Below are 13886 nucleotides of genomic sequence, written 5' to 3' on the forward strand. Positions count from 1 at the left end.
CACCTTATGCCTCATGATGAACCTCATCTGTAAATACGATAGTAAACTCAGTCCAGCTTCCTTCTTTACTCTCAACAGATATTGTCCCTTTATGAAGTTCAATTATCCTTTTTACTATTGCCATTCCAAGTCCCACACCCTTGCTTTTTGTAGTAAAGAACGGATCGAATACCTTGTATATATTCTCCCTGCTTATACCTATACCGGAATCCCTGATTTTCACAGTTACCTTTTTCTTCCCATCTTCTTCATCAGAAATTGACGTCACTACTATTATACCACCTTTTGGCATTGCTTCAGCAGCATTCTGGAGGAGATTTGAAAAAACCTGTTTTATCTTGAAGGCATCCAGTTTTATTACCGGCTCATGTAAGGCACCTTTCTGATAATTCTTTTTAATAGAAATCCCCTTAAGTGCAAACTCCTGTTCAAATTCCGAAAGCACTTCGTCGAGCACTTCATTGATGTTATAATCAAAGACCTCGATGTTAAGAGGACGTGAAAAATCAAGAAGGTCCGAGACTATGGTGTTAAGCTTTTTTACACCCTCTGAAACGCCTTCAAGTGTTTTCCGGCTTTCGATATTATCTCCAAAATCATACTTTAAAAGCGATATGCCCATGCTGACGTTTTGCAATGGATTTTTTATCTCATGTGCTATACCTGCAATCATCTGTCCCACTGCTGAAAGCCTCTTTGAAAGTTCCAGTTCTTCTCCTATTCTTTTCTGAGCCGTTATATCCCTTACGTATTTAATTACCTGAAAAACATCCCCATCCGCATTTCTTATGGGAAAGGTATATATCATCCAGTGTCTTATCTTTTTACTGTCACTATCGGAAAGCTCTCTTTCAATCTGGTAAGGCTTTCCCGTGGTAAGAGTATCCTTGACCGGGCAGACATCGCAGACATTGTCCCTTTTTGCAAATTGTTTATAACAGAAATCAGATTCATATGCATCTCCTTCCACATCCATCATCTCTTCCATTGCCCTGTTCATTGTAATTATTCTGTAATCCTTGTCAATTATACATATACCATCGGTTATACCATCAAAAAGGGTCTCAAGACGGTTCTTTGTTTCTATTATCTCCCTGCTCCATTTCATCATCTCCTCAATCCTTACCCTTCTTGAATTTATAACTATTGTATACATGCCAACAAAAAATATGAGGATAATAGAGGCACCGGAGAGAATGATTATATTCCTGTTAACAGAGGCAATGAAATGTGTGACATCAGTATAAGGTACTGATATAGCGATAGCCCATGACTTTCCAGTATCGCGCGATTCTTTCCTGACAGATATCAGATTAATCGGGTAATAAACAACAAGCTTATCCTCGTTCCCTTTTATGCCATATACAGCAGTGCCGCTATTGCCTGAAAGCATTTTTCTCTCTGTTTCAAACCTGTTTGTATGGCAGTCAAAACATTCCTCTGTATTTTTTAAAATATTTCTTCCTTCCATTTCCTTGTGGAATGGATGGTGGACGAGGTTGCCATCACTTCCAATGATCCATGCGTAACTGCGTTCACTGGTCTTTAGCGGCTTTGCAAATTGCTCTGCAAGTCCTGTCACATCTATAAGGCAGCCTATGATATATTCATTGTCAGTATCCGGCGCGGAGTTATAACTTCCCGTAGGAAGAATAATCATCTGCCTCTGTCTTGACCCCGGGATTAATGACTGAAGTTGTCTGTCTCCCTGCTGTGTTAATTTTATCGCTTCCCTGAGCGCTTTCCTGTCAATTGATCTGCATTTATTTTCTTTAGGAAAAAATCTGAGCTCATTATTCCCGATTATAAAAACCGCACAAATATTTTCAATGTTCATAAAATAGCCGGAAAGAAAAAGGACATCCTTTTCGAAACCATTTCCCGAGTTAAGAGTACTTCCTGAAATTACATAATTTGCAAGATTAAGGTCATCTTCAATCCCTTTCAGGAACCTCCCGATTGAATATGAAACCTCGCGGGCAACAAGAATTTGCTGGTCAGAATACCGCTTAACAAGCTCTTCCTCAGATGACTTCTGGAGTCTTATTGAAAGGATGAATATCGAAGGGATAACCAGCAATATTATTACAAATGGAATTATATTTTTTTTCATGATTTTCCCTCATCAGAACAGAAGGGGAAGAACCTTCTCACAGGGAGGTTAAACCTTAATCCGTATTACCTGATTACAGCACCCGGCACATCGGTTCCGGTAATTTTTTTGTAGGAAATCTGAAGCAATCTTACAGCATATTCAGTGTTATGCACACCCCGGCTTTTATCAGAGTCAACAAAAGACCAGTTGAAGGCACTCTGTTTTTCCTCATCAGTTGCACTGGAAGAAAATATAAAATAGGATCTGCTAAATGAATCTGCTCCTTCAGTTACATTGCCTGATTTCAGTATCTCAGTTTTCAACAGCGCCAGCAATCCATCAATTTCACTCTGTATTCCCTCTTTAGTTCCATCTCCATCATAATCTCCGCGGGCAGTCCTGTTGAATGTCTCAAGTCCATCATGGCACTGCTGACATGCTGAAAAAAGCTTATTCCCGTCTTTATCTATCACCCTGAATGTATGCCCACCAATTGTGTTATGTCCTGTCTCACCATCAGCAGGAGTATCAAAACCATGACAGTCAAGGCATTTATTATCAAAACTGGAATGGGCGGAGTCGTCTATCGTTTCGCCGAATTCGTAGGCCCCGGTACCTGAAAACATCTGCGCCTGATTGAATCTTGGAGTCACGCCTTCGGATACTGCATCATCAACATTTTCTATCTGGTCATTGTGGCATGTATAGCAAATTGCGCCTTTGCCCGCGCTTACAGTCGTATTGGTGATAGGTCCGGGAAGGTCCACATCTCCCTGTGCTCTTAACTGAAAATCATTGCCTGAACCATGAGGTGAATGGCATGCCCCGCATGTTACAGCATTTCGGGCTTCCCCCAAAGTAACGGAGCTGTCATAAATTTTATCAGCACTGTGACATTTAAGACATGAATTATTTACCTCAGGATGCCCCTCTAAATTCTCAAGAGAATTAGGGAAAGGAGAGTTGACCCACATGTCATACTGTCCTTTAGACACGGAATCATCAACATTTTTTGTATGGCAATATCCGCAGACCTCTGCTTTTAAAGCCAGAAGTGTTCTGCTGGATAAACCCCTTGCTGAGCGCGCCGTATAGTGCGGTGCATATTTTGCTCCTGCCAGATGGCAGGATTCACATCCCACGTTCTCAAGCTTATTAACCGGATTTTCATCATAGCCGCCATTATCTGCGGATTTACTGAAACCTGTCGTATGACAGCGGTAGCATTCGTTACTTCCACCGGCAACAACAGCAAAGGCATTTGCATGTTTGGTAGTTTCCCATATTTCTCCTGTTCCTTCATGGCAATATATACATCTGCTTGAACCGATATAAGTCCTGCCAAGAAATGGGGCCTTGGTAACTCCCTTTTTATCAGAACTGCTCGTGCTTCCTCCTCCCCCGCCGCTACACCCTGCAAAGGAAAAAATCAGCAGAGAAAATATTATAAATGTTGAAATTACCTGAACAGCTACGGTCAGCAAGGAAAGGTTTTTCCCTTTCTCTCCTAGTACTTCCAAAGGAATATCCTGTCTGCCTGACTTTAGAGAGCATGGAGCACCTTCAATAATAACAAATAGCCGTTGAAGAGAATCAAACATTTTAATTCCTACTTAACAAGTTTTTTGAAGTTTATCCTATGGCATTCCTGACAAAATTCTCTTTCATGGCAGACAACACATGATCTTCCATCCCTGCTTGCTACAGTCCTGTGATTTGGAACCCAATCAGGTTCATAATGTGTCGTAGGTCTTTGCTCATGGCAACGGCTGCAGAAATCTGCCTGATGACATACGGCGCACTTATCCCTGTCCTGCGTTGCATATCTGCCATGTATATCCTGCTTCCATGAAAGGCTATGGGAAGATGGCCTTACCTTTGTATGGCATTCTTCACAACTTGCAGACTTATGACATAAGAGACAGTCATCTGAGTCAGTTCTGGCACTCCTTCCATGAAACTCTTTCCAGGAGCTGTCGTGTGATACCGGAATTGTATGGTCAATGGGCTTACGTCCCTCCCTTATTTCATCGTGGCATGTACTGCATTCCGAAACTGTCATACGATGGCATTTGGAACAGACTTCCATTTCAGGTATGTCTTCAACCGAAGTTTTATCTCTTGTCTTGATCTCAGGATGGCATTCAAGGCATCCAAAGCCCAAATCAATATGCACCTTGTGGTAAAACTTCACATCTTTTATCATCATCTGCATGTCACGCAGGAAAACCTTGTTGTCTTCCCTTGTGTGACATGATGAACATTTGTCAGGTGGATCTGATTCGTTTATCTCATGGCATTGGGAACATTGTTCGTGATTGGGAAGCGTCATCTTTTTTCCATCAGCATTTGTCTCATGACACTGGCTGCATTCAGCCCCGACTGCTCCTCCTGTTTCAGTATGGAACTTATGTGAAAAAACGAGGCCCAGCTCGTCTTCTCTGCATCCCTGGATAAATATACAAAGAAGCAGTACTGCAAATATGAATGAGCAGATTAGCGTTATATTTTTTTTATCTAACATTACACCACCCCTTAAAACCTTAAAAATTAAGTCCCAGCTCTACCCTCACACCCTGCAGGTAATCCAGCTTAGAATAAGGCACGGCAAGCTTATCATCCTCTTCATAAGAATATGAAACAAGAAAATCAAGATTGTCGGTTATATATCCCTTGAAATAGGATGTAAGTCCATAGGTCTGGTATTTTTTCAAGTTATAATCATAAACCCTGTAAAACCCTCTGACATTGAATGATACATTATTGAGGTTCTTGCCGAACAGCTTGTTGATAGAAGAGAAGCTTTGATCCAGCTGCTGACTAAACTCTCCGCTAATCTCCTGCGATTCAGTTTGAAACCTTTTAGAACGCCTGCTGTCCTGATAGTGTCTCCACTCCACAAGTATATCAGAACCCTTTAATGGTAAATTCTTGCAGTCAAGTCCTGCTGTGTATTCCTGAGAATCAGAGTTATACTGGTTTCCCTCATTATTATTTATGAGGTTTTGTATCTTGTAAGATGCACTCACGCCAAAATAATCAAGGAATGGCTGATGGACCATAACATAATAATCTTCGAATGGCTGAAGCCGGAGTAATCCCAGCCTCGGCACTTTGAATCCCTTTAAGCCTCGGTTTTCCGCTGAAGTGTAGTCGAATTCATACTCATCAGAACTGCTTCCGCCAAGCCTTCTGTAATATTCGAAGAGAACCCTTGTGCCGTACTTTCTCGATGAATAGTTTGCACTTACATCAATGTCCTTGGGGTCTTCATTGATGGCAGCAAACTTGATATCCATATCAAGGTTCTTTGTTATTTCCTGATAAATAGTAAAATCAGAACTGTAGTCAAGATACTTTACCATTCTGACTTCCAGTCTGGTATCCTTCACAGGTTTAAAACCAAGGTTGCCTCCCCATATCTCATTTTTTCTGGGCTCGTATCTAAGACTTACACGACTGCCGCCGAAGGCGCTGAAATCAACATAGGGAATATTCTTTACCGCAATCTCAGCCCCATCAAAGTGCGCTACCTCGGCACCATAAAAATACTGCCTTCCTGCTTTCACGCTTGCTATGTTGAAAATGTTTTTATATTCTGCCCATGCGCTGTAAATCTCGCTCAGTTTGTCGCTTCCGCTATAAGTGTTTTTTACATCCCGGAAATAGTCTCTCCTCATGGTATCGCCGATATCCCAGGCAATCCTCCCTGAAATAAAGGTTTCAAGATTTTCGAGACCGTAGCCATCGCTTCTGAATGTTACATACTGGTAAAAATCGTGGTCTTCGTCATTGGTCCTTATATCTTCATAGCGGGCAGACCTGAAATCATAGATAGTCTTAAGATTCAGGCTGTAATCTTTGGAAAATACGCAAATCGGAGTAAATAAAATCCAGAAGAAACACAGAACTGCCTTGAGCAATGTTCTTTTCATCAATATCCTCTGGGTTATCAGTAAAATTTAATTTTAAAATTGGTTAAAAAATATCACAATATTATTTATTGTGTAAAGCAATTTCAATATCATTAAGAAGATAAAGCCTTGTTTCATCATCCTTGAAATATTTTTCAATTGTTTCCAGCATCTGGTCTATCATATCCTTTGAGGCAAAATCTGACAAAGCCTTAGCGGTTGCAGATACAACTGACTTATCGCTGTCTTTCAGCATTTTTAATAGTTCCGGGGCACCATCCTTTCCTTTCACTTTCCCCCATGAGTAGACAGCACCTGCACGCACATCAGGTTCATCATCATTTAATAAAGTCTTCAGCGTCTCTTCAACCCTGGCACCTTTAAGTTCTGCAAGCGACCAGGCTACAGAACTTCTCATCTCGAAATTCTGATCTTTAGCCCTGCTTATGAGCTCATCCTCTAAACCTTCAAATCCCATTTTTTTAAGCGACGATGCCGCCTCTGTACGTACATCAAAATCATCATCATCAAGAGATGGAACAAGCTGTTTCGCCACTGTCCTGTCTTCTAAAATACCGAGCGCTTTTACTGCTTCAAGCCTTACAAACTCATCTTCATTGTCAAGTATTTTCAATATATCAGGAACAGCCTGCATAACCTTTGATGCGCCTAAAAGCTCGCATGCCATGCTTTTTATGTCTGTATCATTATCCTTTAACGACTTCATGAGAAGATCTTTCCCGCCTTTATCTCCTGTCTTCATCAGTGAAGCGGCAGCGTGCAGTCTCACTTCATCATCTTCATCTTTGTTATTTAAAAGCTTTCTGAGGCTGTCTGCAAGGTCTCCGATATTGATTTCACCGATAAGATCGCAGGCTGTAACTTTTACATCAATATCTTCATCACCAAGGGCTTTTTTTATACTCTCAGCAAAACTTTTGCCTTTGGCAGTTGAGAGTTTTTTAAGAGCATACATTCTGTTCCATTCATCGTTTTTATCTAAAAGCATTTTATTAAGTTCATCTTCGCTAAGCTTCTCACCTGTTTTTTCAAGCACCTCTGCTGCTGCGTTTCTTACCTCGTAATCTTCACCGTAAGTGCTGCGCACTTTTTTCAGTATTTCCACTGCAGAGGCATCTTTCATCCTTTCAACGCTCTCTATGGCTATAAGTTTGAGGTCTATATTATTACCGGTAAGGAATTCTATTATGCTCCTTTTGGCAACTTCATCAAGGAAGGAGTCATCCTTTATACCTTTCTTTTTTAGCTCCATATATGATTCAAGTGCTTTTTTTGTTTTTCCTCTTTTGAGCATAATCTCAGCCTTGACAACAAGCGCATCGCTGTTGCGGGGATCTTTTTTCAAAAGTTCATTTATCACCTTGTCTGCTTCCTCAGTCTTACCTTCGGCGATAAGCGACTTTGCCTGCTTTATCAATCTTTCCCCTCCGATAACACATCCTCTTCCGCATGACGACAGGGACAATGCAAGGATAGCGCAAAATGCCAGAAGCTTCAGAAATGGTCTCTTTTTTCTTTCATTCATAGTTTTAAGTCAGCCTTTATTTTTTAATAAAAAAGCCGCCGGAATATTCTTCCGGCGGCCTTTGTTCATCTGCTTTGGACGCTTACGATCTTACTGCTCTATTCTATAAGCAAGCTCTTAAGCGCGATACCCTTATGGTTTGCAGTCGAATTATCAGTTACTGCCAAACCGAAATTATAGGTATTGCCTGTTTCGAATACTACGTCTCCTACATTTCCTGTATCGAGTTTTCTTGTAATTAATACATTCCATGTTCCGGTTATATAGGCGGATTCAACACTTAAGTCTTTATTTCCGCCTACTGCACCTCTGTCATCGAACAGTATATTTCTGGCAATATGTCCTGTTGTAATGGTTATTACCCCATCCTTATTGTAATAGTCGCCCGATCCAACTGTGCCACTAAATACTGCAAGTGAGCCGTCAAGCCATATATCTGATGTTGTATAAATTGAATAACCATCGTTATCGAATAACTTACTTGCAGGAATCAGATCATTGGCGCCAAGTGATATACTTGTCCATATGAACTGAGGTATTACAGTTGATGTAACAGGAAGAAGATTTGAAATCGTAAGGCTTCCTCCGTCATCAGCAGTGGCAATCGGGAAGGCAGAGTTTGCATCCCTTGCTAAGCCGAGAGGTGCTGTATTTGCCGCTTTCCATTCCCAAACATCAAGTACGCCGCCTGTACCTGCACCCATTGTCTGCGCAGCCAATGGAGTAAGAACAACATTGTTAAAACTCCTGTCAGCATGGCAGTCTGTGCATGTTTCAGTCAATGGATCTACTGATGGATGGACGAAAGCAAGGTCCTGTACATCATCTGAGTTATTATGACACATGGCACAATTGGCGAGCGGTGCAACAGTGTTAGTTATAACGCCACTGTCATTTTTGGTCAGATGGCATGTTGATGCGCATCCTGCCTGAGCAAATGTCAATCCGGCCCTTCCGGCACTGTCTGTTATCGGGAACATCATGTACAACTTGTCTTCGTTTGTTTGCGCAGGATCAAAATTTACCCATCCTGTACCATTATATCCAAGTACTCCAGCAGTTGCACTATTGGTAGCATCTGGCCAGGTTGCCTTTATATACAGGTTCTGTGAATCATGTGCTGCCTGAAGTGTAACAGTGATCAAATCATCAAAAAGTGCACCATGACCACCGCCTACAACGTTTCCTTTGGTGGGGAATGGAACAGGAGTTATTACACCCCATATCAGAGAGCTAAGCTCGCTGTTTGTAACTGAATCTGATACCACAGTTGCAATCAGGTCAGCTGCCAATGCACTTTGAGCTATAGTGAATACTTTATCTTCTACTGTTATAACTGAAGTACGTATGTCTCCGGTGTTAGCTGACACAGCGTAGGAAATTACTCCAGGTCCTGTTCCTGAGAGGGTTTCCAGTGATATGGTGATCCATGGAGCGCCCGGTGTAGCAGTCCAGTCGCAGGTAACATCCGTTGTAACTGTTATTACGCCCTCACCCCCTGGTGCATCGAATAAAGCCGGTAATGGATCACCACTAAGCAGGAATATACACTCACCGCTTGCAGCAGGAACCTGAACTATTGTAATGACTTGATCTTCTACATTTATAGCAGCCTCACGAGCTTCAGTTACCACATTCTCAGCAACCGTAAAACTGATTACACCTGTGCCTGTGCCTGAATCTGTATTTAAAGTAATCCAGTCAGCTTCTGTTGTTGCAAGCCACGGGCAATTAGCTTCCGTTGAGACTGTGATTATACCGTCAGCGCCAACTGCCGGGAATTCAGGTGGGTTAGGAACAGGTATAAGTGTGAATGTACATGCTTCCGAAATTTCAAATGCATTCTTTTTTGTAGCTTTCTTACTTCCAACTTTTACAACAACACTCTTTTTACCGATTGTTGCAGTATCTTTAACAGTATATGTTCCTTTGATTGTTGTTCTTGTGATTTTTCCTGTCTTTTTGAAGGTCACTCCCGAGATTGTTACCTTTGCCTTTGACGTAAACCCGTTACCTTTGATTGTAATCGTGCCCTCACCCCCTATAGTGGCCGGGGTAGGTGAGTAGGTTACCTTGCTGATCTTAAGCGCTGCTTCTGATGCTGTTACTCCAATTGCAAAAACAAATAACATGATACAGAAAATACCGACTGCTTTTTTAAAACCCATATTATCCCTCCAGTTAATTTTTAATAAAATGATAGTGAAAATATGATACTTGGTGTCATAATAGTTTGAATGCAATCCATTCGTCAAGTATCTTTTCATTAAAAGTATACTTTTTTTGTTACCACCTGACTTTAACAGTGTCAAACATTTTTTTTATTTTTTAAAATATTTCAATCTAAAAACAATTTTATTCTTTTTCTATCCTGCAAAGAAGTCCCCTCAACTGATAAGAACCAAAAGCATTATCATAGGGCGGCTGATTGCTGGTAAGCACATTGGCATTCGACTCCCATACACCGTAATCAGGGCCTTTTAGCTCAGGATACCACCAGCCATGATCAATGCTGATTACCCTCGGGTGTATATCATCTGTAATGACGGCTTTCATTCTTGCTCTGCCTCTCGGGGAACTTATGATAATCCAGTCTCCTGAATTTATATTGTATCTGTCTGCAACTTCTCTATGGATTTCAGCCTGCGGGAAAGGTCTTTTACTCCTAAGCGATGAGATCTGCCTTCCTTCGCTGTGAAAGAGCTCCATCTTACGGCTTCCGGTAATAAGTATATAAGGAAATTCTTTGGCTGTCTCCGGAGCGCTCTCCGGACTCTCAGGGGGCTCCTTATATAATGGAAGAGGGTCATAGCCCATCCTCTCAAGTGTCTTGCAATATAACTCAACCTTTCGCGACGGTGTCCTGAAACCTTTTATCTCATATTTTCTGTATTCATGAGGAGGGTAAATAAAATGCCTTTCCAATAATTGCGTGTAATTAATCCCCAAAGGTTGAAGCTGGTAATTCATTATATCCTGTAAACTCTCTTCACTTGCCGGAAGGGAGAGCCTTTTTGCAAGCTCGTTCATTATCCATTCATCCTGTCTCGCTTCTCCGAAGCTTGTTATCTTGGGTTGTGCTATAACCATATTCTCAACAACAAGGGGGTAGCCGATGACCTGCTCTACTTCAGGCCAGAATGCTGCAGGAAGGACATAATCAGCGTGAGCTGCGGTAGGAGTCATGAAGAGGTCGGTGACAACGAGAAGATCAAGCTTTATTAGGCTCTCATATACCTCTTTTGCATTTGCAACCGTAGTAAGGGGATTTCCTCCGAAGATAAGAAGCGCTCTTATCCTGTAAGGTTCTCCTGTCCTCATAGCTTTGAAAAGCGCAGGTATGTGCGCTGACGGCATGAAAGCGCGCCACCCTCCAAGGAGTTTAAACTCATCCGCTCCGAGCCGTTTCTTAGACATCCCCTCCGGAAGTTTATCCTTCAGGGTAGGATAGCTGTTTATTATGTTCATGCCAAAGATGTCGCCGCCTGGAATATCAATGTTGCCTGTAAGCCCTCTTAATATGGCAATAGCCCTTACGGTCTGAAGGGAGTTTATATTCTGCTCCAGCCCTAAACCCCATTCAAGTATTGCCGGCTTGTTCAGCGCATATGTCCTTGCCGCCTCTCTAATGTCATCTGCAGGGACACCTGTTATCATTTCCGCCCATTGAGGGGTGCATTCTTTTACCCGCTCTTTAAGCTCATTAAATCCTATTGTCCATTTCTCAACAAAGCCCCTGTCATATATTTCCTCATTTATTATTACGTAGATCATGGCAAGGGCAAGGGCTGCATCAGTGCCGGGACGCACAGGGAGCCATTGCCCGCAGAGCTTTGCTGTCTCAGACCTCCTCGGGTCTATGGCAATGGTTTTGCATCCCTTGCGGAGAGCACGCCTCACAACTATGGAAAGCTCTCCATCAGGGCCTGACACAACAGGGTTATGCCCCCAGAACATTATACATCTGGGGGGAACTTCACCGTAATAATCGCCGGTCACAAATCCGCCGTAGGTGAGATTGCTTACCGTTATGCGCGGGATGAAACACTGGGCAAGCCCGGGCTCATACCAGTTGGGAGTGCCAAGCTGGTTTGCAAATCTTACGGTGTGCATATAATGATGGCGTCCGGTCCCCTGCCCGAGGGCGATGGATTCCGCCCCTAGCTCTTTGCGGAACCTATCAAGCTTTGATGCTATCTCACCTAACGCATCATCCCATGATATCTTTTCCCATTGGCAGCTTCCTCTTTCACCTTTTCGGCGCAATGGATGTGAGAGTCTTTCCGGATGGTTTGCAATCTCAGCAGTTGCAAGCCCTTTTACACACATCCACCCTTTGCTCATGGGTGATTCCGGGTTTCCCCGGACTTTTACCACTTTTCCGTCTTTCACATGGACAAGTGTGCCGCATCCGCCGTGACATATCCTGCATACGCTTTTAAAAACTCTATCTGAGCTTGATGGATTCACTTTCCTCTTTCGCTATCTTCTGCTGTTATTATTCTCAGCCTCTTAAACTACTGATAGGCAAACTTTACCATATATATAATGAGAAAGTCAGCTCTATTTGTAACATCACCAAATGCCTTTTTATAAAAAAGTCTTTAAATTTAATATGTTAACCAATAATGCTCAGATGGCATGCTGCTTGCATAGTACTCGTATGAAAGCTTTTTCAAGTTACGCATTAGTCTAATCATTAGTCTAATCAATGAGTCTAACAATTAAAGGAGAACAAAATGAATGGAATTTCAAGTGTAGATTTTTCATCATCCGTCAATAAGTATTATGACGGAAAGAATAAAAGCGAAGCAAGCAGTAATAATACTTTCTCAAGCCAGGTAGATTCCCAGATAGATTCCCAAATAGATTCAATGACTGCAACCCTGATAAAAGACAAAGATTCTGACGGGGACAAAGTCCTTTCCTCTGAAGAGCTTAACATGGATAGCGATACTTTCTCGCAGGTTGACACAAATAAGGATGGTAAGGCCGACAGAGCTGAACTCAATGCATTCTTTCCTGTAAACCAGATAGACTTTATGTCTTCAAGAGTAATATCGGACAAAGATTCTGACGGAGACAAAGCCCTCAGTGCTCTTGAGCTTAACGCGGACAGTGAAACTTTCGGCAAAATCGATACAAACGGGGACGGCAAGGCTGACAGAGCTGAACTGAACGCATACTGGCAGACAATGAACAACGCGAATCAGACAGCAAGTGATATTAATCCGTCAACTGAAGCGACAGTTAATATAAAAGTGTAACCGGCTAAAATACAAGTCCCCATATTACGCCGCACCCTATTGAGAGGGCTCTCAGCATTAGCATGAATGGAGCAGTCATTGCTACGGGGAGATCTTTTTTAAAAGCAAAGATTATAAATGGCAAACTTATCGTGAAAAAACCTATTGCCGGTATAATCACAAAATATGCTCCCGCCAGAGGATAAAAGAGCGAAATGAAAGCTCCGGCGGCAACAAGGAATAAAAAAAGGATCTGAAGTTTAAGCGACTGCGGCGTATATGTGTCCTTCATCATCTTGTCAGGAAACCGCCTGTAAACTACCATTCTCCAGTATCCGCGCCAGAACTTAAGCCTTGTGTAACGCAATACCGTATCAGGGTGATTAAGGTGGCAAACAATTGCATCCGGATTAAACACCATTTTAACGCCAAGTCCAGAAAGCTTATAGGAAAGTTCCGTATCCTCATTATTTGCAACCGGGAAACTTCTGTCAAACCCCCCGGCTTTTAAGAATATTTCTTTTCTGTAACCGGCTGAATATGTATCAACCATGTCAATCGAGTCTGCCTTCTTTAACATCTCAAATCGTTCTTCAAACTCAACCTGTGCAAAGCGGGCAACAAGACTTCTCTGCTCCGTCCTGTAAGCTCCCTTGACTGCTCCGGTCTCGCTGTCTTCGAAAGGAGCTGTCATCTGTGCTATCCAGTCTTTGGCAGGGACACAATCAGAATCAGTAAAAAGAATGATATCACCTTTCGCTTCATCAACCCCGCGATTTCTCGCAGCCGCAGGACCAGCGTTTTTCTGCCTTATAACTTTTGCTCCCAGCGACTCAGCAATCCCGGCAGTTTTATCAGTGGAACCGTCATCCACAACGATTACTTCATAACTTTCCCTTCCATAGGTCTGATCAAGCAATGCCTTAAGACATTCACCTATGGTTTTCTCAGCATTATAAGCAGGGATGATGATTGAAATTTTCATTTAGAAAACCACTTTCTATTTAATCGGCTCAGAAAAAATCTTTTTTTTAGCGGTGGCAATTGGCTTGGCAGTTCCTGTGGAAGGCACCTGCTGTTTAGTG

At 42.2% G+C, this 13886-nt stretch carries 9 protein-coding genes; 1 reads left to right on the plus strand and 8 read right to left on the minus strand.

The features are described 5' to 3' along the window. Window positions 1-4: 4 nt before the first annotated feature. The 7 genes from HZA77_12285 to HZA77_12315 form a co-directional block, all read right to left on the minus strand. Window positions 5-2113 (minus strand): PAS domain-containing protein, encoded by a 2109-nt coding sequence (locus HZA77_12285; GenBank protein ID MBI5376209.1) that lies wholly within the window; start codon window positions 2111-2113, stop codon window positions 5-7. A gap of 65 nt (window positions 2114-2178) precedes the next feature. Continuing rightward, the gene (locus HZA77_12290) at window positions 2179-3696 is read right to left on the minus strand and encodes a hypothetical protein (GenBank protein ID MBI5376210.1); all 1518 of its coding nucleotides are present in this window, start codon (window positions 3694-3696) and stop codon (window positions 2179-2181) included. 8 nt (window positions 3697-3704) lie between these two features. Next, a complete protein-coding gene (locus HZA77_12295) occupies window positions 3705-4619 on the minus strand; it encodes a cytochrome c3 family protein (protein MBI5376211.1) in 915 nt (304 codons plus the stop codon). 19 nt (window positions 4620-4638) lie between these two features. Next, window positions 4639-6030, minus strand: coding sequence for a hypothetical protein (locus HZA77_12300; GenBank protein MBI5376212.1), 1392 nt, complete (start codon window positions 6028-6030; stop codon window positions 4639-4641). Window positions 6031-6091: 61 nt separating this feature from the next. Next, window positions 6092-7555, minus strand: coding sequence for a HEAT repeat domain-containing protein (locus HZA77_12305; protein ID MBI5376213.1), 1464 nt, complete (start codon window positions 7553-7555; stop codon window positions 6092-6094). Window positions 7556-7653: 98 nt separating this feature from the next. After that, window positions 7654-9723 (minus strand): IPT/TIG domain-containing protein, encoded by a 2070-nt coding sequence (locus HZA77_12310; protein MBI5376214.1) that lies wholly within the window; start codon window positions 9721-9723, stop codon window positions 7654-7656. 187 nt (window positions 9724-9910) lie between these two features. After that, window positions 9911-12025, minus strand: coding sequence for a molybdopterin-dependent oxidoreductase (locus tag HZA77_12315; GenBank protein ID MBI5376215.1), 2115 nt, complete (start codon window positions 12023-12025; stop codon window positions 9911-9913). Window positions 12026-12294: 269 nt separating this feature from the next. Here HZA77_12315 and HZA77_12320 point away from each other — a divergent pair, with 269 nt between their 5' ends. Further along, window positions 12295-12822 carry a hypothetical protein gene (locus HZA77_12320; protein MBI5376216.1) on the plus strand — a complete coding sequence of 176 codons (528 nt, stop codon included), beginning with the start codon at window positions 12295-12297 and terminating at the stop codon, window positions 12820-12822. A gap of 4 nt (window positions 12823-12826) precedes the next feature. Here HZA77_12320 and HZA77_12325 read toward each other — a convergent pair whose 3' ends face one another. Next, window positions 12827-13786, minus strand: a complete 960-nt coding sequence (locus HZA77_12325) for a glycosyltransferase (protein ID MBI5376217.1) — start codon at window positions 13784-13786, stop codon at window positions 12827-12829. Window positions 13787-13886: the final 100 nt, after the last annotated feature.

The sequence above is a fragment of the Candidatus Schekmanbacteria bacterium genome (assembly GCA_016219965.1).
Classification (GTDB): Bacteria; Schekmanbacteria; GWA2-38-11; order GWA2-38-11; family J061; genus JACRJM01.

What these genes read in the sequence shown, in the direction of transcription:
- HZA77_12310 (MBI5376214.1), bottom strand. Translation starts at nt 9,723, where the DNA reads ATGGGTTTTAAAAAAGCAGTCGGTATTTTCTGTATCATGTTATTTGTT.
- HZA77_12295 (MBI5376211.1), bottom strand. Translation starts at nt 4,619, where the DNA reads ATGTTAGATAAAAAAAATATAACGCTAATCTGCTCATTCATATTTGCA.
- HZA77_12290 (MBI5376210.1), bottom strand. Translation starts at nt 3,696, where the DNA reads ATGTTTGATTCTCTTCAACGGCTATTTGTTATTATTGAAGGTGCTCCA.
- HZA77_12320 (MBI5376216.1), top strand. Translation starts at nt 12,295, where the DNA reads ATGAATGGAATTTCAAGTGTAGATTTTTCATCATCCGTCAATAAGTAT.
- HZA77_12325 (MBI5376217.1), bottom strand. Translation starts at nt 13,786, where the DNA reads ATGAAAATTTCAATCATCATCCCTGCTTATAATGCTGAGAAAACCATA.
- HZA77_12285 (MBI5376209.1), bottom strand. Translation starts at nt 2,113, where the DNA reads ATGAAAAAAAATATAATTCCATTTGTAATAATATTGCTGGTTATCCCT.
- HZA77_12305 (MBI5376213.1), bottom strand. Translation starts at nt 7,555, where the DNA reads ATGAATGAAAGAAAAAAGAGACCATTTCTGAAGCTTCTGGCATTTTGC.
- HZA77_12300 (MBI5376212.1), bottom strand. Translation starts at nt 6,030, where the DNA reads ATGAAAAGAACATTGCTCAAGGCAGTTCTGTGTTTCTTCTGGATTTTA.